Origin of the sequence: Dyadobacter sp. 3J3, assembly GCF_009801115.1 — a bacterium.
Taxonomy (GTDB): domain Bacteria; phylum Bacteroidota; class Bacteroidia; order Cytophagales; family Spirosomataceae; genus Dyadobacter.
Window position 1 is genome coordinate 610,369 of the sequence record NZ_VTOL01000001.1, and the last position, 25,616, is coordinate 635,984.

The following is a 25,616-nucleotide window of genomic DNA, read 5'->3' on the forward strand; positions in this document are numbered from 1 at the left end:
GGGTGGCTCGGAGAAATTTCTTTTCTTTATTTCATTGCCCTAACCAACTTTTAAACGCAGCCATTTTCTCGCGGCTTATCAGAATATCGTTATCACTACAATTTTCAAGCTGGATTTTCAGACGACTGTTTGAATAGGTAAAAACTCCTTTAATCGGGCCAACGGAACTGATGTATTTCCGATTTAATCTGAAAAACATTTCAGGATTCAAAAGGTTTTCAACTTCATCCAGTGTGTAATCAATAATGAATTTTTTGCCTTGTTTAGTCATCAGAAAAGTGACTTTGTCTTCACTATAAAATATCCCGATTTCGTCAATGGCGATCGTTTGTATGCGCTCTCCAATTTTTACCAGAAATCGGTTTTTATACACTTTTTGCGCAGGTTGAAGCAACACCCGAATTTGATCCAATGTTATTTCCGGAGCTTTTCTTCCGGATTGGAATTTGGTTAACGCGTTTCTCAGCTCGTCAGGATCAACTGGTTTCAACAAATAATCGATACTATTCAGTTTGAAAGCTTTGATCGCATACTGGTCAAATGCCGTACAAAAAATAATGGGTGAGGTCACTTTTACATGCTCAAAAACCTCAAAACTTATTCCGTCAGCAAGTTGGATATCCAGAAAAATCAGGTCCGGATGCGGATTATTGTTCAGCCATTCCACAGCCGAAGTTACAGTATCGAGGTTTCCAAAAATTTCACAATTTGGTATGATATCGTTGATCAGTTTGATCAAACGGCGGGCGGCCATATTTTCATCTTCGATGATCAGTATTCGCATTTTTCTAAAATTTTCTGGCTGAGTTATAGTTGCACATTTTCGATTAACGGTAATTTCACGATGAAAAAATCCACTGTTTCTTCAATTAAAACTGACTCATTATTCAATAGTTCATACCTTTTACGGATATTGGAAAGACCAATTCCTGTTGATTCTTCGGGTAAACTGCTTTTCAACTGAAGATTATTTTTGACGATCAACTGATTTCCTTCAAGCAGAATTTCAATAAATAACGGATCGGCCATCGACGCGATATTATGCTTGATTGCATTTTCAAGCAACATTTGCAATGAAAGTGGCGGAAGGTAAAAATCCTTATGGAGATTTACGTCAATGTTGTATTGCAAACCCTCTTCAAATCGTATTTTTTGAAGGGAAAGAAAGTTTTCAGCAAATTCAAGTTCGCTGGATAGCTTAACCACTTTCTCTTGCTGAACCTCTAAAACGTACCGATAGATTTTTGATAATTGCCGGATAAATTTTGCCGCCGTGTCCGGATTATCATACACAAGATTACTTAAAACATTCAACGAATTGAACAAAAAATGCGGGTTCAGCTGATCCTTCAACGTTTGATATTGCTGGGCATATTGCTCTGTTTTCAACTGTTCCGTTTCTATCGCCGACTTCCTCCATTCCAGTAAAAAAGAGCGACTAATCAGCAAAAATGCAATAATCACAGAAATCTGCATGGGTAATTTTGTATGAACCATCAGCCATTCCCACGGAATATTGTTAATCGAAAATGACTGTCTGACCAGAAATTCGATTAAAAATAAGATGATATAACTGGTAACGAAAACGTACAGAATATAGCTTGTACTTTCTAAAAGCAACCGTTTGAGAGGATATTGAATCCAGGGCATTTTCTTATCAAAATAATATTCTGCCAGAAAACCGCCGTAACTCAGAATGCATGACAAAATAAAAGAGTATAAAAAGTCACTGGCTACGTACAATAATTCTTTTTTTGAAGTAAAACAGGAAGGACAGAGTATAACCGTAATTACAGCGGCGATAATCAAATTCATACCAATAAAGGCCGGAGAAAAATTCCAGAATTTTTTTGAGCCTCTTATCGAAGATGTCATATGATTAATTTGTTTTTCTAATGTACTATTTCAACGTTTTACTGACAGGCTTTTGCTGACTTTTCAGCAAGCGGTCTCCCCCAGGTTGGCGCCAGTTTAGCTTTCAACGCCTCGTCATCCTGTGCTGCAAATATAGCCTGACTTTGTTTTACTAATCCACAAGCTTTTTCAGTACCGGATTTAAAAAATTTGGCCATTCCAAATTCCATTTGTCCCATCAAAAGTGATGCTCTCGGGTTTTGAGGATCCATTTTCATGGCTTTTCCGAAAGTAGTAAGTACAGCACCCGACATACTTTGTCCGCGGCTGGCAGGATCTGCACTTACTTCGGCCATTATTTTGAAGCCTTCGAGTGTTACAATTTCTGAATTTTCTGGTGAAATGGCTTCAGCTTTTTTGATCAGTTCTTCTGCCTTTGCAAGGACTTCATCTTTTTTGTTCAGATCCAGCGAATTATCCAGTCCCTGATAAACATAAGCAAGAGCATTGTAATAATACGGCTGCCATTCGTTTGGATTTAACTGACTGATACGCGCAAAAGCATTAGCCGATTGCTGATATTTACTTAAGGAATCAGCATCATTCAGTTTGGCAATTTCCTTTTTCATGGCCTTTTGATAAGGAGAATCCTGAGCGAAAATTGATACCGCTGAAAATAGAAACAAAGCCATAGATAACAGTAAATTTTTCATGTTTTTTGTTCGATTAAAAAGTTAAAAATCAGTTTTCAAGACTTGGTTAATTCGTATATTTTGAAATATTTATTTTAATAAAATTTGATTATCAACACGTTATAAGATTACAGATTATTAAGCTGATTGGCATTTTTATCGCGGGAAAGTGTAATAAACAAGCCAGCAAAAAGCATTCTGCTTGCGCCTTGCCCAACAGGGATTCTTGAAAATGATCCCGCATCATCAGGCTGTGCTGCATATTTGTAACCGAACACATTATTCCTTCCAAGAATATTTGAGCATGCAATGTGCAAGATCATATTAGGTCTTGGCAAATAACTCCAGCTGATACTCAGATCGCTGTACGCTTTTGTTTTACGCTGCATTTCACCGGCAAGGTTGGGGTCGTTGTAGGTGTATCCGTTATTCCATGACCAGGATGTTCCAAGCTGAGATTTCAGCGCACTTACAAAATGTTTCACAACCACGGAGCCATTATGTTTCGGAGCGAAAGAAGGCTGCACTTTTGTTTCATACACTGAATATTGGCGTTTGCTATCAACGAAACTATATGAAACCCAAAAATCTGTGTTTTTAAAGCTTGTTTTGTCGCGGTAAAAAATATCGGCTCCTCTTGCATAACCTGAGCCGTTTTGTATAATGTTAACCGGCGCCAGATCGGTTCCGTTGTAGGTTGATAAATTGGTATATGTTTTATAAAATGCCTCAGCCCGAAATGTTCTGTTATTATTGACAATGAAATAGTTAAGAATATAATGACTGGCTTCCGCGTTTTTCAAATTGTTTTGTAGCACTCTCAGCTTTTCGTCAGGAAGCTGGTGAAATTTTCCGGCAGCGATGGAAAACTGGCCTTGATTATTCAATTTATAAGCCAAAGAAATGCGTGGATCCATCCAAAATTGTTTTGACGCTGTACTATATCCGCTTCGTAATCCACCTCTGAAAATTAGACGATTACTGAAATAATAATCAGTTTCAATAAAATGATTCAATTGATTATCCGTAATACTGCGTTTCAATTGATTATCTACTAATTCTTCGGAATACGATTTCAGGTAATATTCAATTCCATTTTTAAGTGAAAACTGAGGACTAAAATCTTTAACAGCCACAATTTTCGCATGTCCAAGCTGATTTATCTGGCGAACCGGTACATAATTCAGATTGATCGCATCCCGGTTGTGTGAATAAGCAAGTCCGCCGTAGAAAAACCAGTCATTTTTCCCAGATTGACGAAACGAAAGATTCCCATAAGAATAGCGGTTATTGATATGTACACGATCACCCCTACGCGATTCTCCGGCAACTTTTTGCCAGATCGTCATATTACTTCCTTCTGTGTGTGCATATGCTTTCAGGAAACCGGTTTTCCCCAATTTGTGTCTTAAAGAAACCTCGGTATCCCAGCTTGAAGGACTTTTTTCCCAGTCAAACTTTTGGTTTACAAGCGATTGATATGGAGCAAGATTATAGTAATTGGCCGTGGCGGTAAGGGCATTATTATCTTTTACCAGGGTCTGTGTGTAGCCGCCGCCAAGCGACATAATGCTCAAATCTCCCTGATTTCTTAATGGCAAATCCAGCGTATTCAGCGCAAGCGCGGAAGAAAGTGCCTGGCCATATTCGGCAGAATAACCACCGGTGCTGAAAAATGATCCTTTGAATAAATTGGGGCTGAAACGGTTGCGTGTCGGGACGTTTGTTGCAGTACTTCCGTAGGCGTTTCCAACTTGCAGGCCGTCAATAAAAATCGAAGTTTCGGAGGCATCTCCTCCACGTACAAATAATCTTCCGTCATTACCAACGGTTGAAGTTCCAGGTAATGTGAGTAATGCTGCGGTAATATTCCCCATGGCTCCCGAAGTTGTGACTATATCAAGCGGTTTCAGTACCACTGCTTTTTTGGTATCACTGGCTTCCATGGCACCGGCTGTGATCGTTACAGCCGTTAAAACATTAATGCTTTCGGCCAAGGAAATCCCGAAACTTAACGGCTGACCTGAAAATTCGATTTCACGCTCCTGCGGTTTGTAACCCAAAGCTTGAAAAACGACAATATGTTTACCTGTTTCTGATGTTTCAAATTTAAAATTTCCATTAGCATCTGAGGAAGTTCCGTCATAGGTACCTTTTATCAATATATTGGCACCAGGCATTCGCGCTCCTTTTTGGTCGGAAATTTTCCCGGAAATTGTAGTCTGTGCTTCTGCACTTAGTGTCAGAAAATATATTGTTAATAAAATTAATATCGCTTTCATCCTGCTCCTAATTAGATTTAAGTCAAAATTGGATGATTACAGAATACTGAAAAATTGAACTTCACCGAAGCGCTGGAAGTGATGGATGAAGTACAGAATAATGCGGATCAAATGAATCCATGATTTACTTAAAAATTAGATAATTCACTGGAATAATATTTTTAAGCGTTGAAGATTATATTCTTCGTATCTGATATTTAAACAATTACACCATGAAATCGCTAAAACATTTCCTTTTTATCACAATATTGATGATCCCGGCTGTTGGATATTCTCAGACTCAAAATGCTACAAAAACGAAAACCTCCAAAAGAGTCACCGTGATGGATACCTCTAAAAGAGTGAATTTGTCAAAAGATCCGGTCATAAAAGAAAACGCTCCGGTTTTGAATGATAATGGAAATGTTAATACAAACGGAACAGTGGACGGAAGCAGAAGCAGTACCGGCCGCCCTAACGCGGATACAACAGCAGGCTATACAGTAAGGAGAAGGAAAAGAACAATTACAACTGGGGGCGTTGTATATCCGGATACGACGACGGTAAAAAAGCCCTAAGTATTTGGAAAGAAAATATATTCAGTTTTCAGAAGTTGGTATTTCTCATAATATCAACTTCTTTGTTTTGTGATGGCTCTGAGCTATTACGTGATAAAATCCTGGTAATTTCAACACAACATATTTATCATTTTGTAAAAATAATAATACAAAAAATATAGAATTATTATTTCACACAGCTCTTTTACCATAATTACATGCACCTGTAATGAAAAAGAGAAGCCGAAAGGAAGAGTCGATAAAAATAATTACTCCGAGACTAATAGAACTGGATAAGTTTTAGTTGCAACTACCCGATCAATTTTCAGATCAGGTATTTATGCATGTTTCGCATGAAATTTTATTCAGAGCAGTAAATCACCCAAAATATGAGAACGACCCAATTGCAAAAGTTTGTCCGGATCAAGGTATACACAAAATGCGTAAAGACCTTGATCTGTAGGTCAAATTGCATCCGATTCAAATAAAGATGATCAAATTTCGAAACATAACTTTATTCCAAGTAGTTTTATACCATAATACAGTATTAATACGACAAATACATCTTTTTTCAAAAGAACTTATTTAACGGTTTTGGAGACACAACTTAAAGACTGACCTTGTGTCACCATTCGTTAACAGAACACAAAATTCCTGGATCATAGTATACACCCGCTGAAAAATATAAGAATTGGTGATTCTGTTTTTTAATAGAAGAGAAAGTATTTTACTATTACCTCTTACCATATTTGGAATATGATGGAAAATTCGCGTGACGACCAGCCTGGTTATACAGGCCGGTGGAGAATTATTGTTTCACTAATTGCATTTTCTTTGATTGTTTTTATCATTTACAACATTTTGGAATATGTATGGTGGTAAAATTAATATTTCGCCAATTACCCTTAAATTTTATTCTCACACATCGCATTTTTTATACATCTATTCCACTTAGATTATATTGTCCTAAAAAAATTCTCTGCATTTCTGATTAAATTTTACACAACATAGTATTCTTACTACATAAGATGCTTTTATTTGTAATTATCATCGCAATTCGAATAAAATGCCGTCTAGAAAAAGAAAAAGTGCCAAATTTAAAAAAATAGCAATTGAGTGGCTTAAGTGGATAAGTGCAATTGTACCTATTTGTGCTTTTTTTTATATTCTGTATTATTACAAACAGCTGGATTTCCTTCAAAAAGACAAAGAAATAGAGTCTGTAACGACTGTATTAGGTCAAAAAGATTCTCTTGGTCTTGCAGATGCTATGCTAAAAAGTAAAGTCCAGGATGAGCTAAAAATTATTGAAAACGAATGGCATTCCGTTGGTGGGATTGCAATACATAATTTGCTAATTGAAAACAAAGCCAACAAACCTGCCACGAGTGTAGAGGTAGAATTTAAATATTTATCCGACACACAGGAAGCACTTACCACAAAAATCATCACGATAAAAAAAGATCTGCCCGCAGGAAAATCTACCCGAATTACCGACGTAAGTGTAGGATTCGTTAATAATGGCGCAGTAGGCTGTGATACAAAAGTATTGGGAGCCAAGTTCTCCTTAAATTCCCTTTGACCCTTCAAAATCTTCATTCCGGATTCCTGGACTTTTAACGCTTTGCTATTTCAAGCAAAGTAAAATACGATGTTTTGGTATTATAACGAAAATATTCCTATACAACAAACTCATTATCAGTGAGATGAAATTTTAGCTAAAAAAATTTAAGTTAATTTCAAATCAATTGATCCAAAGGCGACAAAAAAACGTAGATACCCCCGAAAGGTATATACGCCTGCAAATATTTCTCACATAATTTTATAAAGATGTTTCGATATCTGACAAAATAATATCTAATCTCGTTGAGTAAATTTAAAAACCCCTGAGACTATGCCTGAGGGGTTTTTTGTTGCTTCAATATAACATTTCTACTATTAAGGATAAAGCAAATATTTCTTCCGCATATTTTTATAATCTGTTAATCCAGGCTCCCAGCTTTTTCTTATGTCAGCTTCCTGCATACCTGCAATAATTTGTTTTTTCAGATTTTCAGTGCCCGCAAGTTTATCGAAATTCCCCATCTGCTTGCTTTGTGACATATCGAAAAATTTCTCCTTATCCGGATAAGCCTTATACATTTCAATAAGCCATTTCAGATTGATCTGTTTGCTTTTTCTCAAAGAAGTAATATCATATTTTCTTAAATCAAGACCGTAACAATCCTGATTCTGATGAAGCGGGGTTTCGCTCATACCCTGAATACTTTTTGGCATAAAAGAAAATTCATATTTTCCTTTCAACAAAGGCGCACCAAGAACTGTAAATGGCATGTAAGTTCCACGCCCCTGGCTTACAATTGTTCCTTCGAAAGGACATATGCTTGGATATAACAAAATCGACTGTTGACTGTTCAGATTTGGCGATGGAAAAACCGGCAACTCGTAAGGCGTATCATGTTCATAGTTAGCTACTTTAACAATTTTTAGTTTACATTGCAACTTACCGGGCAACCATTTTTCTCCATTCAGCATTTGAGCAAATTCACCCATGGTCATGCCATGCGTGATCGGAATTTTGTGCATTCCAATTCCCGAATGTAAATGATCTTCTAGAATCGGACCATCTACAACGTAACCATTAGGATTTGGACGATCTAAAATCATTAGCTCCTTGCCATTTTCAGCGCATGATTCCATTACATGGTCCAGCGTATTGATGTAGGTATAAAAACGACACCCAACATCCTGAATATCAAAGATTACCAGATCAACATCAGCAAGATGCTCCTTACTTGGTTTTTTATATTTTCCGTATAAGGAAACAACTGAAATTCCAGTTTTAGGATCAGTTTCATCGCTTACTTTGGCACCATTACTGGCATTTCCACGGAAGCCGTGTTCCGGGCCGAAAATCCGTACAATATTTACGCCAATTGCGAGTAAACTGTCCACGCTAGGCGTTTTGCCAATAATGGAAGTTTGATTTACAACCATGGCGATTCTTTTTCCTTTCAGATATTTCAGATATTCCGATGTTTGATCCGCTCCCGTAATGACTGTTTTAGCAATCACATGATTATGGTTTTCCAGGGAATCAGATGTAGCCAGAAACGGACTTTTACCAGATGTGCTGGCACAGCTCGTTGTTATTGTGCCAATTGAAGCTATTAAACTCAGGTATAGAATTATTTTTTTCATTTACTATGATTTAGGAATGATTCAAACTTGACAAATAATTATTTTCAGAACAATTTCATCTGTCCGCCTTTTATAAAAAGAGACGTGTCGAGCTCTTTTGTTTCCCGGCCGGCAAAATATTTACGGCAGGCAAAATCATGCAAATGCCTGATATTTTCAGCAAATTTACCTTCTCCGCTCATGCGAACACCATATCGAGTGTCATTAACTTGTCCGCCGTGACATTCTTTGATCTGGTTTAAAACTTTGGTCGCTTTGTCGGGAAAATAGTGATTGATCCATTCCACAAAAATTTCACCAATAGCTCCATTTAATCTCACAACGGTATAACCTGCCCAAACCGCACCTGCCTCGGCCGCAGCCTGAATAATGGAAGGAATTTCATGATCATTTAATCCCGGGATGATTGGTGCCGTCATCACTCCCATCTGAACGCCAGCCTCATGTAACGTTTTCAAAACCTGTAAACGGCGTTTTGCTGTTACTGTTCTTGGTTCCAGTTTCCCTCTTAAATCTTCATTTAAAGACGTGATCGAAACTGCACCGTGTACCAGATTCAGTTTCGCCATTTTTTCAAGGATATCAAGATCCCGAAGAATAAGAGCGTTTTTTGTAAGGATACTAACCGGATTTCTATACTTCAGACAGATCTCCAGCATCTGCCGTGTAAGTTCATATTTTTTTTCAGCAGGCTGATAGCAATCTGTATTTCCTGAAAAGAAAATCGTTTGAGGTTCCCAGCTTTTCGAATTCAGTAATTTTTCAAGCAACTGAGGCGCATTCTTTTTTACTACAATTTTTGTTTCAAAATCCAGTCCGGCCGAAAAGCCCCAGTATTCATGAGAATTGCGCGCATAGCAATAAATACAGCCATGTTCACAGCCTCGGTATGGATTTATGGAATTGAAATTGCGAAGATCCGGACTATCTGATTTACTCAGAATCGTTTTGGAAATTTCCTCAATAAACAACGTTTTAACATTTTTTTCCGGCTCTTCCCAATTCTGCCAGTCTTCGGAAATATATTCAATTTCCTGCTTACGAAATTTGTTATCGGTATTAATTCCGGCTCCTCTGCCCCTTGCCCGATTGTCCATTTGATGAAGTGTAAAAATGTTTTCAGAATTTCAATCCTGCCAGCTTAATAAAAAGAAAAGGGAATAGGGTTTTATTACGCTATTCCCTTTCCCAATTCTCTATTCTGTCCGTCAAATATTATTTTATGTACCTGAAATCTTCATTTCCTTTTAAAGAAAGAAGCACGTCGTACATCAGTTGAATTACATTCTGAACATCATCCTTATGTACCATTTCAACGGTTGTATGCATGTATTTCAAAGGCAGGGAAATCAGTGCAGACGCGATTCCTTCTGTTGAATAAGCAAATGCATCCGTATCCGTACCCGTTGAACGACTTACCGCCTGACGCTGGAATGGGATATTTTTTTCCTCAGCGATATTAATCAATAGATCACGTACATTATTTTGAACCGCTGGTCCGTAACAAATCACCGGTCCGCTTCCACACTTCAAATCACCCTGTTCTTTTTTGTTATACATCGGCGACTGCGTATCATGCGTCACATCTGTACAAATCGCAAGATCCGGTTTCAGTCTGCGGGAAATCATTTCTGCACCACGTAAACCAATTTCTTCCTGAACTGCATTTACGATATAAAGCGTGAAAGGCAGATTTACATTATTTTCATGTAGCATCCGCGCCACTTCCGCAATCATGAAACCACCCATACGGTTATCCAGCGCACGACCAACGTAAAATTTGTCATTCAATTCATCCAGACCGTCAACAAAAGTTGCCACGGTTCCGACGTGAATACCCATTTCCAAAACTTCATCTTTTTTGGCAGCGCCCACGTCTATGAAAAGCTCATGCACTTTTGGCACCTGGTCTTTTGCAGTGTCACGCACGTGAATGGCCGGCCATCCGAAAACGCCTTTTACAATTCCTTTGGACGTATGCAAATTAACACGCATCGATGGCGCAATAGCAGCATCGGATCCACCATTTCTGCGCACGTGAATATATCCGTCATCCGAAATATAATTTACAAACCAGGAAATTTCATCGGAATGCGCTTCGATAACAACTTTGTAATCCTGTCCACCGCCGATGACACCAACAGCCGTTCCATAGACATCGATAATTTGTTCTTCAATATAAGGCTTGATATAATCCAGCCAGATCTGCTGTCCGGATGCTTCAAAACCCGTTGGAGAAGCGTTGTTCAGGTATTTGTATAAAAACGATTTACTTTCTTCAGTCATACTAATTTAATTGAAATGTGTAATCACTTTGTATTTGCCGGGTTATTTTTTTGTCATAAATACTTTAAAAATGCCCAGAATTTCCGGTTCACAAGATATTCAAATTCGCGCTCATTAGCATAAGCTTCGCGCTCAAAAGAAATATTAAGATAAGCCAGATATAGATTTCGGTATTGAATAAGCCGGATCAGATATTCAAGAAAATACCAAATATAAAAAGGCAGCAAACCCATTTCGAGCTGCTGCTTCAAATGAATGGTTTCATGGAATAAAAGTACTTTCCCAGGCGTTTTAGACCTTAAAAATATAAAAGGAAAAATGGCCATACCATCCACCCATAGGAATGAAAATGTAAGCAAATATCCTTTAAATCTCATATCGGTTTTTTTAATCTTAACCCAATAATAAATAAAAAATGTTGAATTAGTGAATGAATAAACATTCAGCAATTCAACATTTTTTTTATTGATATTTTTTAGAAACAAAGTATAAAACCGCTTTGTCTAAGATCAGGATTCACTAAAACGGCTGATATCCAAAACTTCAAATTCCATCATCCCGGCGGGTACTTTAATCTCGGTTGTTTCACCCACTTTTTTACCCAAAAGACCTTTTCCAATCGGCGAGCCGACAGAAATTTTTCCGGTTTTTAAATCAGCTTCTTCTTCGGAAACAAGCGTATATGTTACTTCAATACCGTTTTTACGGTTTTTGATTTTCACTTTGGATAAAATTGCAACCTGTGAATTATCAATCGATGACTCATCGATCACACGTGCATTTGACATGATTTCTTCCAGCTTGGCAATTTTCATTTCATGCATTCCCTGTGCATCTTTCGCCGCATCATATTCTGCATTTTCACTCAAATCACCTTTGTCCCGCGCTTCTGCAATTTGTCCGGCAATAGCAGTACGGCCTTTGGTTTTCATATCATTCAACTCATTTTTCAGCTTGTTTAATCCTTCTTCGGTATAGTATGAAATTTTAGCCATGACTTAGTTATGTTTAAATATTCTTAAATTTTTAATTGGTGGTTGGGGTAAAAAAAAAGAACGGTTCAGAGACCGTCCTACAAGAGTTTGTTATAACCCATAGTAGAGGACTAGAAAACCTTAGCTTTTCGACAGCAATTTCTTTTTATCTTTTCCATTGTTTTTTAATATGAACGACAAAAATAGCAATATTTGTAAATGGTAACAAACCAAATTGTTAAAAGCAGATACAATCCATGCCTGATAAATTAAGAATCATTTTTATGGGGACGCCAGAATTTGCTGTCCAAAGTTTAAGAAGTCTGGTAGAGAGCAATTCTAATGTAATTGCTGTAATTACCGTGCCAGATAAACCTGCCGGACGTGGACAAAAACAGATGTCATCCCCTGTCAAAATATATGCAGAAGAACAGGGAATCCCGGTTCTTCAACCAGAAAAACTCAAAAATCCCGAGTTTATTGCTCAATTAAAGTCATTAAATGCAGATTTGCAAGTGGTGGTTGCATTTAGGATGCTGCCGGAAATTGTATGGAGTATGCCAAAATATGGCACATTTAATTTACATGGCTCTTTATTACCGCAATATCGCGGTGCAGCACCAATCAACTGGGCTGTCATAAATGGTGAAACGGAATCCGGTGTCACTACTTTTTTTATTGAAAAAGAAATCGATACCGGGAAAATCATTTTCCAGGAAAGAGATCCAATTACCCCTGACGACGATGCAGGTTCTGTTTATGAAAGATTAATGCACATTGGTGGAAAACTCGTTGTCAAAACAGTTCAGGCAATTGAAGAAGGTATTTATCCGCAGGAGCCGCAGGATGAATCGAAAGAAATAAAAATGGCTCCGAAAATTTTCAGGGAAACCTGTGAAATTGACTGGACGCTACCTGCTGAAAAAATCTTTAATTTCGTCAGAGGACTTTCGCCATATCCGGCAGCATGGACGATTTTGAATAGTCTATCGTGCAAGATTTTCAAGACAAGTATAACCGAAGATTCCAGCGAGGGAAATCCGGGAGAATTTAAGACGGACCATAAAACGTTTTTACATTTCAGGGCCGGGGATGTTTGGTTGGCAGTAGAGGTTTTACAATTGGAAGGAAAGAAGAAATTGGAAGTTGGGGATTTTTTGAGAGGGGCCAAATTGTAAGACATTTTTGATTAAAATGGTTTAGTTGAGGATTAATATTCCGGTGCGCTGCACCTTGTCGATAAATCGGGGTTAATTGCTAATTCTACAAATATTTCGGTGCTCTGCACCTGTTCAACGATATGTCTAACACCGTAATATTTGTTGCACTAAAATTCAAAAAATCCGAAACCCAAGGTGCAGAGCACCGAAATATTTGTAGCAACAAAATTTATAAAATCCGAAACCCAAGGTGCAGAGCACCGAAATATTTGTAGCAACAAAATTTATAAAATCCGAAATCCAAGGTGCAGAGCACCGAAATATTTGTAGCAACAAAATTTATAAAAATCCGAAATCCAAGGTGCAGAGCACCGAAATATTTGTAGCAACAAAATTTATAATATCCGAAACCCAAGGTGCAGAGCACCGAAATATTTGTAGCAACAAAATTTATAAAAATCCAAAATCCTGGGTGCAGAGGAATCCTATAATAAACCTCTTTCAGCCCAACAACCTATTTTTTAACATTTCTAATAAATCTTTACGATTTCAAATAAATGCTTCTTTCCATCATTGTTGCTGTTTCCAAAAACGGCGTAATAGGATTAAATAACCAACTGATCTGGCGTTTGCCGGATGATCTTAAACGGTTTAAAAAACTAACCCTTGGCCATCCAATGATCATGGGCAGAAAAACCTTTGAGTCTATTGGAAAACCACTTCCGGGCCGACAATCCATTATCATAACCCGTGACAAAAATTTTACTTTTGAAGGTACTATTGTCGTACATTCTTTGGATGAAGCAATTGAAGAAGCGAGAAATACAGGAACGAATGAGGCCTTTATAATTGGTGGAGGTGATATTTATAATCAGGTTCAGAATACTACTGATAACTTGTATATAACAGAAGTGCACACTGAAACTGAGGGTGATACATTTTTCAATATAGAAAATCCTGAGTTATGGAAAGAATCAGAGCGAACACGTCATGATCAGGATGAGAAGCATCCGTTTTCTTTTGACTTTGTTGATATGATCAGGAAATAAATGATCATCAGCCAATTAGACATAATAGAAGTATACTATTGAATGATAGAAGAAATTCGTTAATCTGTTCATACCGTTAAAATTCGTTATAAAAATACTGTAAATTTGACACTTATATCGACCTCAGTGTTATTAACAGAATGCTTAAAGAAATAGATACGTTACAAGAAATAATAACTCTAACGTTAACTACACCAAATACAGACGATCGCCCCATTTTCATAACAGGTCCTTTTTGTAAATGGTTGCCGGATCTACCTGATTATCAGATGACAAAAGTGGCTCCCGGGCGCTACACTTTTCAGTTCCCCATAGATATTGATTTTGAATTCCCTCTGGAATATAAGTATACCCGCGGCGGCTGGGACCAGGTAGAGCTGGATCGTTATGGCCAGCCATATGCCAACCGTTTTATTACCGAAGATGAAAAAAATATCACTGATTATGTGATTAGATGGCAGACAGATCAATCGAAAAAATTGGACTTGATCCCCATTGTTGAGGTACTGTCCGAGACATTTGAAATTCCCCAGTTACACAGAGAACGCCGCGTTCATGTTTTGTTGCCGCACGATTATTACGAGCAGCCGGATCGCCGTTATCCTGTTTTATATATGACGGACGCGCAGAATCTTTTTGGCCAAGGTTCACCTTACGGAAACTGGGAAATTGATCGAAAACTGGCCCAACTAGCCGGAGAAGATAAAGCAAATGTGATCATTGTAGCCATTGATCATGGCGGAGACGAACGTGTCCAGGAATTTTCGCCTTACGACAATCCGAATCTTGGAAAGGGTTTAGGGAATCTTTTTTTGAAATTTGTTACTGAAACATTAAAAAAACATATTGATGAAAAGTACAGAACATTACCTGACCGCCTGAATACGGGTATGGGTGGAAGTTCTGTTGGTGGATTACTGAGTTTGTATGCGGCTTTAATGTATCCGAATATTTTCGGCAGACTGATGATTTTCTCGCCATCGCTTTGGATATCACGTAAGATCTATTTTGACGCCATTCACTTTTTCGAACCTTTTGAGACGCGAATTTATTTATACGGTGGCGGTAAAGAAGGCTCAGAAATGATACCGAATATTCAAAAACTACAAGAAACACTTGTTAACCAGGGATTTGGTTACAGCCGTGTTAAAATTAAAACATCTTTGAATGAAAAAGGGACACATTCAGAAAGCTGCTGGGGAGAAGAATTTCCCAAGGCTTTCAAGTGGCTCTATTTTGGAGAATAAGATTTTATCCTTAAATGAAAATGTCCCTGACCGAAGCAATAATTTTCGATCAGGGACATTTATGTTTTCAAATCATTTATAAAATAAACTGGCTCAAATCTCTGTTTTTTACCATGTGAGATAATTTTTCGCTCACCATTTCTGCGGTAACAATGATCGAAGAATCTGGCCCGATCACATCAGGAATATCAAACATAAAATCATTCAGAAGCAAACTCATTACCGTTTGCAAGCGACGTGCTCCGATATTTTCAACTTCACTGTTTACTTCAAAAGCAATCCGTGCCATTTCCCGAAGTGCACCATCTTCAAATTGCAGATCCACACCTTCCGCTTCCATCATCGCTTCATATTGTTTTGTCAAAGCGTTTTTCGGCGTTTTCAAGATTTGGTAGAAATCACTTTCCGTCAAACTGTTTAATTCCACACGAATTGGAAAACGGCCCTGAAGCTCAGGAATAAGATCGGATGGCTTCGCAACATGAAAAGCTCCGGCTGCGATGAAAAGAATATGATCTGTATTAATCACACCATGTTTGGTATTAACCGCGCTTCCTTCTACAATTGGCAAAAGATCCCGTTGTACCCCTTCACGGCTAACATCTGGCCCGCTTCCACCACCAGAGCGGCTTGAAGCAACTTTATCAATTTCATCAATAAAAATGATTCCCAGATTTTCTGCTTTTTGAATGGCTTCCAGTTTCACTTCGTCCATGTCAATTAGTTTTCCAGCTTCCTCATCCAAAAGAAGTTTTTTGGCTTCGCCAACGGTAACCTTACGTTTTTTACCACGGCGCGGCACCATATTGCCGATCATTTCCTGAATATTCATCATCGAAACATCGTCCATTGCTCCACCGATCATACCAACACTTGGCGATTGATTTTGCTGGATTTCAATTTCTATTTTACGTTCGTCAAGTTCTCCGTTTCGGATCTTTTCACGAAAACGTTCACGGGTGCGCTGGTTCAACTCATTATCATCTTCCGGAATTACACCATTTGATTCTGTATTTTCAGGTCGTGGTTTTACAACATTATTTCCATGAATCGGAGGAATCAGCGCATCCAGAATAATATCTTCAACAGCCTGTTCAGCCTTAATTTTTACTTCTTCTTTCTTCTGAGTTCTCACCATTCCAACAGCCTGCTCAACAAGATCGCGAACCATACTTTCAACGTCACGACCCACATATCCTACTTCTGTAAACTTGGACGCCTCCACTTTTACAAAAGGTGCGTCCGCTATTTTTGCCAGACGACGTGCGATTTCAGTTTTACCAACACCCGTGGCTCCTATCATCAGGATATTATTTGGTATTATTTCTTTTTGAATATCCTCAGGACTATTCATTCGCCTCCATCTGTTACGCAATGCGATAGCGACATTGCGTTTTGCGTCATTTTGTCCGATTATATACTGATCCAGTTCAAAGACAATTTGTCGTGGCGTAAGGCGGTTCAAGTGTTCAGTCATAGTGGGATTTATAAAATACTTTTACTAGATAAGCTTAAATCTTTGCTTTAACGAAGAGAAAACCGATTTCTTTTAAAAAAAGGCCGGATACTGCGTGGCCTAAACGTTTTTGAGCGGGCCTGTAAAATTCTCTCTGCAAATATATTCCTTCGTTGATATGAGTTTAAAAAAATGATACCACAGGTAAATAATTCCTGACGTTCTTTCCACGTAAATCTTTTTAGTAAATTGCCATCCGAAAACGGCGACCCTGATTAAATTAATCCTGTCTATTCAATCTATTAGGAAAACTAAAAGGATTTAGCGCCTGATCATTATCTTTGTATTACTGCTACCATAAACTCAAAAGGATTTCCCTTAACATGAAGAAAATTATCTCCTGTATCGCTTTTTTTACCCTGTTAACACCTTTACTCGCTTTTTCCCAGACTGTTCCTGCAAATACCAATCTTGTTGATCTGGTAAATCCACTGATGGGAACCCAGTCAAAATTCAGTTTGTCGTCCGGAAACACGTATCCAGCCATTGCTATGCCCTGGGGTATGAATTTCTGGATGCCGCAAACCAGCAAAATGGGTGATGGATGGAGCTACATGTATGATGCCGAAAAAATCCGCGGTTTTAAACAAACACATCAGCCAAGTCCGTGGATCAACGATTATGGCCAGTTTTCGATTATGCCCATTACCGGAGCGTTGAAAATTGACGAAAACGAACGCGCTAGCTGGTTTTCACATAAGGCGGAAGTGGCCAAGCCAAATTATTACAAAGTTTACCTGGCTGATTATGATGTAACGACTGAGATCGCGCCGACCGAACGCGCAGCGCAGTTCCGTTTTACTTTCCCAAAATCAGATAGTTCTTATGTTTTGCTGGATGCTTTTGACAGAGGATCTTATGTTAAAGTGATTCCTTCGGAGCGCAAGATTATTGGCTATACCACGAAAAACAGCGGTGGTGTCCCTGCCAATTTCAAAAACTATTTTGTATTGATTTTTGATAAAGATTTTAAATTTTCATCCGCATGGAGCAAATTTAAAATCACAAAAGATACACTCGAAATCAAAGCAAATCACGTAGGTGCTGTGGTTCGTTTTGAAACAAAAACAGGTGAAAAAATCGGTTTGAAAGTTGCTTCGTCATTTATTAGTTACGAGCAAGCTGAGAGAAATTTAACAACTGAACTTGGTAAAGATACTTTTGACCAAACACAGGAAAAAGGACGTAATATCTGGAATACTGAGCTATCACGTATTAAAGTTGAAGGTGACAACATTGACCAGATTCGTACTTTTTATTCTTGTCTTTACAGAGTTTTGCTTTTCCCAAGAAAGTTTTACGAATTTGACGGAGCAGGAAAAGTAGTTCATTACAGTCCTTATAATGGTGAAGTGCGTCCGGGATATATGTTTACGGATAATGGTTTCTGGGATACATTCCGCGCTGTTTTCCCATTTTTCACGCTGATGTACCCGACCATGAATGCGCACATCATGGAAGGTTTGGCCAATGCTTATGATGAAAGCGGATTTTTGCCGGAATGGGCAAGTCCTGGTCACCGCGATTGTATGATCGGTTCAAACTCAGCTTCTCTTATTGCCGATTCATATATAAAAGGTATCCGTGGTTATGATATTGAAAAATTATATTCTGCGATCCTTAAAAATACAGAAAATGCTGGCCCGGTAAGTTCGGTTGGACGTTTTGGACATGAATATTATAACGAACTGGGTTATGTTCCTTATGATGTAAAAATCAATGAAAACGCGGCCCGAACTTTGGAATATTCTTACGCTGATTTTTGTATTTCACAATTGGCAAAAGAATTGAAAAAACCACAAAAGGATATTGATCTCTATCTGAAAAGAAGTCAGAATTACCGTAATATTTTCGATCCTTCCACAAAATGGATGCGTGGTAAAAATCAGGATGGTAAATTCCAGACGCCTTTCAATCCGTTCAAATGGGGAGATGCATTTACAGAAGGAAACAGCATTCACTATACCTGGTCGGTATTTCAGGATGTAAAAGGTTTGGTAGGTTTAATGGGCGGACGTGAAGCTTTTGTTCAGAAACTTGATTCTGTATTTACAATGCCTCCGATTTTTGACGACAGCTATTATGGTTTCCCGATCCACGAAATCCGTGAAATGCAGATCATGAACATGGGAAATTATGCACACGGAAATCAGCCGATCCAGCATATGATTTATTTGTACAACTATGCAGGTGCGCCTTCAAAAACACAATTCTGGCTGCGTCAGGTTATGAAAAAATTGTATCAGGCAACACCTGACGGATATTGCGGAGATGAAGATAACGGACAAACTTCGGCTTGGTATGTATTCTCATCGCTAGGATTTTATCCTGTTACGCCAGGGACAACGCAGTATGTGATCGGTTCACCGCTTTTCAAAAAAGCAACAATCACACTTGAAGATGGAAAAAAATTCACGATCGAAGCGCCAAAAACAAGTGATGCTAATATGTATGTGGACGGTGCAACCATGAACGGAAAACCTTACGCCAATACATACCTTGAACACAAGGATATTCAAAATGGAGGAAAACTTCAATTTAATATGACCAGTACTCCTTCAAAAGCCTGGGGAATTAAGCCGGAGACTGTACCCTTTTCACTAACAAAATAATGAGCGTCGTTTTTCATTAACCACGCTTTTTCAATTCATATATTTACAATACAATTCCACTTTTAAGGTTTAATAACCCTGAAAGTGGAATTGTAATTTAAAGCAATGTTTAGAAGACAGCATATAGTTTAAGCCTTAACGCTAAGCCGGAAACTGATCGGAGATGATTAAAAGCTAATAAAATTATGAAATACAGAAAACTCGGAAATTCAGATCTGGAAGTCTCAGTAGTAACTTTTGGCGCCTGGGCAGCCGGCGGCTGGATGTGGGGCGGAACAGAACGCAGCGTATCGGTTAACGCGATTCAAAAATCATACGATGCGGGTGTCACTTCCATTGATACTGCGCCTGTGTATGGCCAGGGACTAAGTGAGGAAATTGTTGGTGAAGCAATTAAAGATCTGCCAAGAGAAAAAATACAGATTCTGACCAAATACGGCATGCGATGGGATTTGACAAAAGGTGATTTTGCAATGCACAGCAAAGACAATAATGGAAAGGATATTGAAATTTATAAATATGCTGCAAAAGATAGCATTATCAAAGAATGTGAAGATAGCCTCAAACGCCTCGGAACTGACTACATTGACCTCTATCAAATTCACTGGCATGACAAAACAACACCGGTTGAGGAAACTATGGAGGCAATTTCCATGCTGATCAAACAAGGAAAAGTACTTCATGCAGGTGTTTGTAATTATGATGCAAACCTGATGCGTGAAGCCTCTAAACATATCAATCTGGTTTCTGATCAGGTTCCTTACAGCCTGGTGAAACGCGGTATTGAGAAAGAAGTTGTTCCTTACTGCCTTGAACATAATAAATCCATACTGGCCTACAGCCCGTTGGAACGTGGATTATTAACAGGTAAAATGAAGCCGGGGTATAAATTCGGAGCTGATGATCACCGCACTGAAATTTATTTTTTCAAAGATGAAAACCTGAAACGTGTCAACGCATTTCTTGATAAAATTAAACCGCTGGCAGACGACAAACAGGCGACATTAGGACAGCTTGTCATTCGATGGACGGTAGAACAGCCTGGAATTACAATCGCCTTAGTAGGTGCACGTGATGCAGAACAAGCAATTCAGAATGCTAAATCAATGGATATTGAATTAACGAACGAAGAGCTTAAATTCATTTCAACAGAGATGGATGCCCTTGAACTGGTTAAATAATAGAAATGGTTCTGGCAAAACCCGATTTGATATTCTTATCTTTGATCATTATCCATTCCAAATAGTCTTCATTCACCACGAACTCATGAAAAATAATTTTTTGTCATTAAAAAACAATGTACCTCTCTTCCTGGGCAGCATGTTGTTACTTGCTTCTGCTGGTTTAATGAGCAGTAACTTTGCATTACCGGAAAAGAAAAAATCGGGAATGGCAGAATCCGATTTGAAAGTTGATACCGTTGCGACAGGTCTGGAAATGCCCTGGGCAACCGCTTTTTTACCTAACGGAGATCTACTGGTAACAGAACGTGTTGGAAAATTACGTCTGGTAAAAAATGGTGTCCTGGATCCAACACCTATTTCTGGCATCCCGGAAGTTTATTACAAAGGACAAGGCGGATTGCTGGATGTGGCCCTACACCCGGATTATGCAAAAAATGGCTGGATTTATATCAGCTATTCTTCTCCAAAAAAAGAAGGTGAAGAAGGTGATGATGGCGGAGCAAATACAGGTTTGATGCGTGCAAAACTGAAAGACCATGCATTGGTTGAAATTCAGCAATTGTTCAAAGCGATCCCAAATGTGAAAGCAAATGTTCACTTCGGCGGACGTATTGTTTTTGACAAAAAAGGATATGTTTTTCTTTCTCTTGGCGAACGCGGACAAAAAGAGAACTCCCAAAATCTGAGCAAAGATCAGGGCAAGGTGGTCCGTTTGCATGAGGATGGTAAGATTCCAACCGACAACCCATTTGTAAAAACAGAAGGTGCAAGACCTGAAATCTGGACGTACGGCCATCGCAATCCACAAGGCATGACGATCCACCCTACGACAAATGTAATCTGGGAACATGAGCACGGCCCACAAGGTGGAGATGAATTGAATATTATTGAAAAAGGGAAAAACTACGGCTGGCCATTAATCACTTTTGGTATTGATTATGACAACAGTATTATTTCGAAGGACACTGCCCGGGCTGGGTTGGAACAACCGGTTATTTACTGGAAACCATCGATCGCTCCTTGTGGAATTACTTTTGTAACAAGTCCGAAATTCAAAGACTGGAATGGCGATTTACTTGTTGGTTCTTTAAAATTTGCTTACCTGCAACACCTTAAAGTAAAAGGCAACAAGGTTTTGAGCAGAGAAATTATCTTTGAAAAATTAGGTCGCGTACGTGATGTTCGTCAGGGACCGGACGGAAATATTTATGTAGTACTTGAAACTTCGGGGAAGATCGTCCGTATTAGCCCAAAGGTTTAAAATTAAGAATATTATTCACATGAAATCATTAATAGTACTTTTTTCAGGAATCATTTTCTGCTCAGCAGTTTTCCCTAAACAGGACGATGACCTTGAAAAAAGCATCGCAAGAGGAAAAGGCATTTACGCTGAAAACTGTATGAGTTGCCATATGGGTGGTGGTGAAGGTGTACCTCAAACATTCCCCCCCCTGGTAAAAGCAGATTACCTTACGCAAACACCTGAAAAAGCGATACATGCGATAAAATTTGGATTACAGGGAAAAATCCTGGTGAACAATCTGGAATTTGATAACCAAATGCCCTCGCCTGGGCTGGACAATGAGGAAATCGCTGATGTGATGAATTATATCCTGAATTCCTGGGGTAATTCTTCTGAGAAGAAAATTGTTACGGATAAGATGGTGGAAGCGGTTAAAAAATAATTCTCCTACATTTAAAACCAAAAAATCCCGGGCCAATGTCCGGGATTTTTTGGTTTTAAATAATAAAAATTTTCTTCAAAAGTCAGCTCTCTGAGAATACAAATGTTGCTGCAAATAAACCATTTTCATACTTTCAAGACATTCTCTTATTTAAACCACTGTATCAATTATTTTCTATTCCTGCATTCGCCAGTACGCCTATGGAAGATTTTCCAAATTTTTCATAAACGGAATCATATTCCTTATGCACCGCTTTGTCAACTTTAAATATCGTGCTGACAGGAGTAAAATAATCCAAATCTGACAGTTTTTCTACTACCCCCAAAGCCTTCAATCCCATCATGGCTGCCCCTACGGTTCCTGTATCGACAGTATCATTTAAAGCTACTTCAATCCCGAAAACATCAGCCAGCATTTGCACCCATAACGGACTATGTGCAAATCCGCCGTTGGCATAAATCGTCTTAACCTTTTCTGTTTCAAGCAAAATTTTACCAATACTGTACAGATTCAACAAAATTCCTTCCATCACAGCCCGTGCAAAATGAGGTTTTGTATGCTGAATATCCAGACCCAAGAATCCTCCTCTTACAGCGGAATTCCATATAGGAGCCCTTTCACCCAAAAGATAAGGGTAAAATAAAAGTCCGTCCGAACCTGCTTTGATTTTTGCAGCTTCATCAAAAACCTGGTTAAAATCACTTTCAGTAAAAAAAGTGTCTTTTAGCCATTGAAAAACAACGGCTCCATTATTGGACGGACCGCCAACAACGTAAGTATTCTCATCCAGAATATAACAAAAAGTCCGCATGTGGGTATCCAGATAAGGAACATCCGAACAAATCCGAGCAGCTCCGCTCGTACCTATCGTGATCGCCATGGTGCCGGAAAGAATCGCCCCGCTTCCAAGATTTGCAAGACAGCCATCGCTTGCTCCCATAATTAGAGGAATTCCGGCCGACAATTTGAACCCATTATTATCCGGCAACTTTTCGATATGATACGGAGAAACTGCTTCAGACAAATAACTTTCGTCCAGTCCGATTTGTTTCAGCGTCCAGTCGTCCCATTTTTTATCTTTTATATTGAACAATCCGGTTGCTGAAGCAATGGAATAATCAATAACGAAGTTGCCCGTAAGACGGTAAATAATATATTCTTTGATTCCTATAAATCTTTTTGCATTCTTGAAAATGCCTTTCTCATTTTCTTTCAACCAAATCAATTTACAAAGCGGCGTCATGGCATGGATTGGCGTACCATTGTTTTGATACATCTTTTTCCCTGCCTTCGATACCCTCAGTTTCTCAGCGATTTCGGCACTTCTGTTATCAGCCCAAATGATGAGATTTGTTAGTTGTTTACCATTCTTATCCAACGCCATAATACTATGCATGGCTGTACTGAAGCAAACACCCAACGTTTCACCCTGAGGTTTACACGTTTCACTGACAACCTCGATAGAATGGCAAACAGCTTTAAAAATATCATCCGGATTTTGTTCACTCCATTCGGGTTGTGGATGAAGCATTTCATAACCCTCGCTATGCGAAGCCAGAATTGCCGCCGTTTTTGTGTCAAAAGCAGTGGTTTTGACGTTTGTTGTACCTATATCAACACCAATTATAAATGACATTTTAATGAAGCGTAAATTGAATTTTATAACCTGACAAATGTATTATATTCTGCCGCGTTGTCCTTTGAATTAGTAACGAATAATTTAAAATCCGGAAAAATCCGCGTTATCTGACTTTTCTGGTAAAAGGATTCACTAATTTTTATTATTTTCGCAGTAGTAAATCAATACTGTCAAAATTTTTATTGAACCATGGCTGACGACGTACACGTACATAGCAAACCAGAAGGAGCCTCACTTGGTGCTTCTATCGTAATATTTTTATTGTTAGTAATCATTCTCGCAGTATTTGGGGATCTTTTTACTTTTATATTTGGACTTATTGGTCTTGTGATAACATTTGCTGCATTTTACACGGATCACTCCGCAGACGATCACTGACATTTCTTATTTCCTGACAGGAAATAATCAGATAATATATTTATCGAACGGCCAATTCGGGCAGAGATTTTACAATCTTCCAATCGAGCTGGCCGTTTTTTATTGTCCATTCTTCTTCAAAAACGCAAGTATCTTCCAGGTCAATGTATTCTGCAATAGCCTTGTCTTTATCCAGGCTTAGTTTGACAAATCCATTATAACCAAGCTTAAATCGACCTAATTCGAGTCTGACGCGGCGATCGTACAAATGTATTTTTTCAATATCCGTTTCATTATCAGGCATTTTTATTTCCACAGGTAATCCTCCATGACCAAGACAACGGCCGAAAGCAACAGGACCTTTTCCATTTACATCTTTGTTGTAAATAACAAGCCTGTGGTCATGTCCCCAAAACCAGATAACCGGCCTTTCAAATTCTCCCATTAATTCCCTAAGCTGAGCCCCCGGCCTGGTATATTCCTCCCTGAATGCCGAAATATAGGGATGGTGGCTTAAAATTATTATACCTCTTTTATCACCTGCATCACCCAGTTTAACAATGTCACGAAGCCATTCCACTTGCTCTTTTTTTAAGTGACAATCAGGCGGTGAAACAATTTCAAGCAAAGGACGACTTACAGATGTATAACCGGTATCAATGCCGATCACACGCCAGTAATCATTTTCCAGACAGAAAAAACCTGCCTGCTGTGTTTTCCTAACCTCTCCTACCTGCGCATACATTGCAGGTAGCAAATGCTGAAAAAAGGCATTTCCATTGGAATACATCTCATGATTTCCTGATAACGCCAGACTTCCCGAAGCGCCATAATACCAGGAAGCATAAGGTGCCGTAAAATTTTCTTCCACTTCCTTAGGCGTACCAACAAAGTAAATATCACCCATGTGAATTGTGTAATCCGGTGCATAACGTGAGACAAGATGTGCTACTTTATCAGATTCTGCTGTATCACTTGCCCAGTCAGAAAGTAATGCTATGCTGATTTGTTCACGGCTTGGAATAGAAGATTGCAACCTATAAATACCAGTATCTCCATTTCTAGGATAAGCCTGATAAGGATGCCTGGGACCAAATCGACTTTTCAAATAATGCCAGGCAAAACCAAATAAATTTGTTTTGAAAAATTCAGAAATGACGTTGGTAACGGATGAAGTTTCCTTTACATGTTTTTCGTAAAGCTCTTGCTGCGTTTTGGCGTGATTTTCAGCTTCACTGTGCCCGAGCGCCAGAAATTTTTTAGTTCTTTCTTCTGATTTTTCCTCCATGCAATGATTAATTTCTAAAACAAAAGATAGTTAAAAAATCCAGGCCAGGTTTTA

General features: G+C 38.6%; 23 protein-coding genes. 11 read left to right on the top strand and 12 right to left on the bottom strand.

Annotation, left to right across the window (positions count from 1 at the left end):
• Positions 1-31: 31 nt before the first annotated feature.
• The 4 genes from FZF08_RS02680 to FZF08_RS02695 form a co-directional block, all read right to left on the bottom strand.
• Positions 32-784: a LytTR family DNA-binding domain-containing protein gene (locus FZF08_RS02680; protein ID WP_159467057.1), complete on the bottom strand. Its 753-nt coding sequence runs from the start codon at positions 782-784 to the stop codon at positions 32-34.
• 23 nt (positions 785-807) lie between these two features.
• Positions 808-1,875, bottom strand: a complete 1,068-nt coding sequence (locus tag FZF08_RS02685; protein WP_229216390.1) for a sensor histidine kinase — start codon at positions 1,873-1,875, stop codon at positions 808-810.
• A gap of 38 nt (positions 1,876-1,913) precedes the next feature.
• Positions 1,914-2,567, bottom strand: a complete 654-nt coding sequence (locus FZF08_RS02690) for a hypothetical protein (RefSeq protein WP_159467058.1) — start codon at positions 2,565-2,567, stop codon at positions 1,914-1,916.
• Between the two features lie 107 nt (positions 2,568-2,674).
• Positions 2,675-4,828 (bottom strand): TonB-dependent receptor, encoded by a 2,154-nt coding sequence (locus FZF08_RS02695; protein ID WP_159467059.1) that lies wholly within the window; start codon positions 4,826-4,828, stop codon positions 2,675-2,677.
• A gap of 212 nt (positions 4,829-5,040) precedes the next feature.
• Between FZF08_RS02695 and FZF08_RS02700 the strand changes: the two genes are divergently transcribed.
• The 3 genes from FZF08_RS02700 to FZF08_RS02705 all read left to right on the top strand — a co-directional run bounded on the left by FZF08_RS02700 (position 5,041) and on the right by FZF08_RS02705 (position 6,946).
• A complete protein-coding gene (locus FZF08_RS02700; RefSeq protein WP_159467060.1) occupies positions 5,041-5,385 on the top strand; it encodes a hypothetical protein in 345 nt (114 codons plus the stop codon).
• Between the two features lie 735 nt (positions 5,386-6,120).
• Positions 6,121-6,246, top strand: a complete 126-nt coding sequence (locus FZF08_RS32025) for a hypothetical protein (RefSeq protein ID WP_255463368.1) — start codon at positions 6,121-6,123, stop codon at positions 6,244-6,246.
• 184 nt (positions 6,247-6,430) lie between these two features.
• Complete coding sequence (locus FZF08_RS02705; RefSeq protein ID WP_159467061.1) at positions 6,431-6,946, top strand: hypothetical protein; 516 nt, start codon at positions 6,431-6,433, stop codon at positions 6,944-6,946.
• A 356-nt stretch (positions 6,947-7,302) separates the two neighbouring features.
• Here the strand turns inward: FZF08_RS02705 and FZF08_RS02710 are convergent, their stop codons facing one another.
• The 5 genes from FZF08_RS02710 to greA all read right to left on the bottom strand — a co-directional run bounded on the left by FZF08_RS02710 (position 7,303) and on the right by greA (position 11,846).
• Positions 7,303-8,565: an exo-beta-N-acetylmuramidase NamZ domain-containing protein gene (locus FZF08_RS02710; RefSeq protein WP_159467062.1), complete on the bottom strand. Its 1,263-nt coding sequence runs from the start codon at positions 8,563-8,565 to the stop codon at positions 7,303-7,305.
• A gap of 44 nt (positions 8,566-8,609) precedes the next feature.
• A complete protein-coding gene (locus FZF08_RS02715; protein WP_159467063.1) occupies positions 8,610-9,662 on the bottom strand; it encodes a PA0069 family radical SAM protein in 1,053 nt (350 codons plus the stop codon).
• Between the two features lie 118 nt (positions 9,663-9,780).
• On the bottom strand, positions 9,781-10,851 hold the full coding sequence (locus FZF08_RS02720) for a M42 family metallopeptidase (RefSeq protein WP_159467064.1): 1,071 nt from the start codon (positions 10,849-10,851) through the stop codon (positions 9,781-9,783).
• Positions 10,852-10,904: 53 nt separating this feature from the next.
• A complete protein-coding gene (locus tag FZF08_RS02725) occupies positions 10,905-11,228 on the bottom strand; it encodes a hypothetical protein (protein WP_159467065.1) in 324 nt (107 codons plus the stop codon).
• A 132-nt stretch (positions 11,229-11,360) separates the two neighbouring features.
• Positions 11,361-11,846, bottom strand: coding sequence for a transcription elongation factor GreA (greA, locus tag FZF08_RS02730; protein ID WP_159467066.1), 486 nt, complete (start codon positions 11,844-11,846; stop codon positions 11,361-11,363).
• A gap of 236 nt (positions 11,847-12,082) precedes the next feature.
• On the opposite strand from greA, the gene fmt reads away from it, so the two are divergent.
• From fmt to FZF08_RS02745, 3 genes are all read left to right on the top strand, one after another.
• Positions 12,083-13,003 (top strand): methionyl-tRNA formyltransferase, encoded by a 921-nt coding sequence (fmt, locus tag FZF08_RS02735; RefSeq protein ID WP_229216391.1) that lies wholly within the window; start codon positions 12,083-12,085, stop codon positions 13,001-13,003.
• Positions 13,004-13,542: 539 nt separating this feature from the next.
• Complete coding sequence (locus FZF08_RS02740; RefSeq protein WP_159467067.1) at positions 13,543-14,034, top strand: dihydrofolate reductase; 492 nt, start codon at positions 13,543-13,545, stop codon at positions 14,032-14,034.
• 140 nt (positions 14,035-14,174) lie between these two features.
• Positions 14,175-15,281 (top strand): alpha/beta hydrolase, encoded by a 1,107-nt coding sequence (locus FZF08_RS02745; protein WP_159467068.1) that lies wholly within the window; start codon positions 14,175-14,177, stop codon positions 15,279-15,281.
• Positions 15,282-15,357: 76 nt separating this feature from the next.
• Here the strand turns inward: FZF08_RS02745 and hslU are convergent, their stop codons facing one another.
• Positions 15,358-16,758 (bottom strand): ATP-dependent protease ATPase subunit HslU, encoded by a 1,401-nt coding sequence (hslU, locus tag FZF08_RS02750; RefSeq protein ID WP_159467069.1) that lies wholly within the window; start codon positions 16,756-16,758, stop codon positions 15,358-15,360.
• Positions 16,759-17,120: 362 nt separating this feature from the next.
• On the opposite strand from hslU, the gene FZF08_RS02755 reads away from it, so the two are divergent.
• The 4 genes from FZF08_RS02755 to FZF08_RS02770 all read left to right on the top strand — a co-directional run bounded on the left by FZF08_RS02755 (position 17,121) and on the right by FZF08_RS02770 (position 22,278).
• A complete protein-coding gene (locus FZF08_RS02755; protein WP_159467070.1) occupies positions 17,121-19,409 on the top strand; it encodes a GH92 family glycosyl hydrolase in 2,289 nt (762 codons plus the stop codon).
• Positions 19,410-19,594: 185 nt separating this feature from the next.
• Positions 19,595-20,590 (top strand): aldo/keto reductase, encoded by a 996-nt coding sequence (locus FZF08_RS02760; RefSeq protein WP_159467071.1) that lies wholly within the window; start codon positions 19,595-19,597, stop codon positions 20,588-20,590.
• Between the two features lie 85 nt (positions 20,591-20,675).
• Complete coding sequence (locus FZF08_RS02765; protein ID WP_159467072.1) at positions 20,676-21,854, top strand: PQQ-dependent sugar dehydrogenase; 1,179 nt, start codon at positions 20,676-20,678, stop codon at positions 21,852-21,854.
• Positions 21,855-21,873: 19 nt separating this feature from the next.
• Positions 21,874-22,278 carry a cytochrome c gene (locus FZF08_RS02770; RefSeq protein ID WP_159467073.1) on the top strand — a complete coding sequence of 135 codons (405 nt, stop codon included), beginning with the start codon at positions 21,874-21,876 and terminating at the stop codon, positions 22,276-22,278.
• A gap of 163 nt (positions 22,279-22,441) precedes the next feature.
• Here FZF08_RS02770 and FZF08_RS02775 read toward each other — a convergent pair whose 3' ends face one another.
• Positions 22,442-23,914 (bottom strand): gluconokinase, encoded by a 1,473-nt coding sequence (locus FZF08_RS02775; RefSeq protein ID WP_159467074.1) that lies wholly within the window; start codon positions 23,912-23,914, stop codon positions 22,442-22,444.
• A gap of 192 nt (positions 23,915-24,106) precedes the next feature.
• Here FZF08_RS02775 and FZF08_RS02780 point away from each other — a divergent pair, with 192 nt between their 5' ends.
• Positions 24,107-24,295: a hypothetical protein gene (locus FZF08_RS02780; RefSeq protein ID WP_159467075.1), complete on the top strand. Its 189-nt coding sequence runs from the start codon at positions 24,107-24,109 to the stop codon at positions 24,293-24,295.
• Positions 24,296-24,335: 40 nt separating this feature from the next.
• On the opposite strand, the gene FZF08_RS02785 is transcribed toward FZF08_RS02780, so the two are convergent.
• Positions 24,336-25,562 (bottom strand): metallophosphoesterase, encoded by a 1,227-nt coding sequence (locus FZF08_RS02785; RefSeq protein WP_159467076.1) that lies wholly within the window; start codon positions 25,560-25,562, stop codon positions 24,336-24,338.
• Between the last annotated feature and the right edge of the window lie 54 nt (positions 25,563-25,616).

Bases quoted from the DNA above. Each gene is read 5' to 3' on its own strand.
- greA (WP_159467066.1), bottom strand. From the start codon at position 11,846: ATGGCTAAAATTTCATACTATACCGAAGAAGGATTAAACAAGCTGAAA.
- FZF08_RS02740 (WP_159467067.1), top strand. From the start codon at position 13,543: ATGCTTCTTTCCATCATTGTTGCTGTTTCCAAAAACGGCGTAATAGGA.
- hslU (WP_159467069.1), bottom strand. From the start codon at position 16,758: ATGACTGAACACTTGAACCGCCTTACGCCACGACAAATTGTCTTTGAA.
- FZF08_RS02765 (WP_159467072.1), top strand. From the start codon at position 20,676: ATGAAAAATAATTTTTTGTCATTAAAAAACAATGTACCTCTCTTCCTG.
- FZF08_RS02705 (WP_159467061.1), top strand. From the start codon at position 6,431: ATGCCGTCTAGAAAAAGAAAAAGTGCCAAATTTAAAAAAATAGCAATT.
- FZF08_RS02755 (WP_159467070.1), top strand. From the start codon at position 17,121: ATGAAGAAAATTATCTCCTGTATCGCTTTTTTTACCCTGTTAACACCT.
- FZF08_RS02780 (WP_159467075.1), top strand. From the start codon at position 24,107: ATGGCTGACGACGTACACGTACATAGCAAACCAGAAGGAGCCTCACTT.
- FZF08_RS02690 (WP_159467058.1), bottom strand. From the start codon at position 2,567: ATGAAAAATTTACTGTTATCTATGGCTTTGTTTCTATTTTCAGCGGTA.
- fmt (WP_229216391.1), top strand. From the start codon at position 12,083: ATGCCTGATAAATTAAGAATCATTTTTATGGGGACGCCAGAATTTGCT.
- FZF08_RS02745 (WP_159467068.1), top strand. From the start codon at position 14,175: ATGCTTAAAGAAATAGATACGTTACAAGAAATAATAACTCTAACGTTA.
- FZF08_RS02770 (WP_159467073.1), top strand. From the start codon at position 21,874: ATGAAATCATTAATAGTACTTTTTTCAGGAATCATTTTCTGCTCAGCA.
- FZF08_RS02775 (WP_159467074.1), bottom strand. From the start codon at position 23,914: ATGTCATTTATAATTGGTGTTGATATAGGTACAACAAACGTCAAAACC.
- FZF08_RS02785 (WP_159467076.1), bottom strand. From the start codon at position 25,562: ATGGAGGAAAAATCAGAAGAAAGAACTAAAAAATTTCTGGCGCTCGGG.
- FZF08_RS02685 (WP_229216390.1), bottom strand. From the start codon at position 1,875: ATGACATCTTCGATAAGAGGCTCAAAAAAATTCTGGAATTTTTCTCCG.
- FZF08_RS32025 (WP_255463368.1), top strand. From the start codon at position 6,121: ATGATGGAAAATTCGCGTGACGACCAGCCTGGTTATACAGGCCGGTGG.
- FZF08_RS02680 (WP_159467057.1), bottom strand. From the start codon at position 784: ATGCGAATACTGATCATCGAAGATGAAAATATGGCCGCCCGCCGTTTG.
- FZF08_RS02720 (WP_159467064.1), bottom strand. From the start codon at position 10,851: ATGACTGAAGAAAGTAAATCGTTTTTATACAAATACCTGAACAACGCT.
- FZF08_RS02725 (WP_159467065.1), bottom strand. From the start codon at position 11,228: ATGAGATTTAAAGGATATTTGCTTACATTTTCATTCCTATGGGTGGAT.
- FZF08_RS02700 (WP_159467060.1), top strand. From the start codon at position 5,041: ATGAAATCGCTAAAACATTTCCTTTTTATCACAATATTGATGATCCCG.
- FZF08_RS02710 (WP_159467062.1), bottom strand. From the start codon at position 8,565: ATGAAAAAAATAATTCTATACCTGAGTTTAATAGCTTCAATTGGCACA.
- FZF08_RS02715 (WP_159467063.1), bottom strand. From the start codon at position 9,662: ATGGACAATCGGGCAAGGGGCAGAGGAGCCGGAATTAATACCGATAAC.
- FZF08_RS02760 (WP_159467071.1), top strand. From the start codon at position 19,595: ATGAAATACAGAAAACTCGGAAATTCAGATCTGGAAGTCTCAGTAGTA.
- FZF08_RS02695 (WP_159467059.1), bottom strand. From the start codon at position 4,828: ATGAAAGCGATATTAATTTTATTAACAATATATTTTCTGACACTAAGT.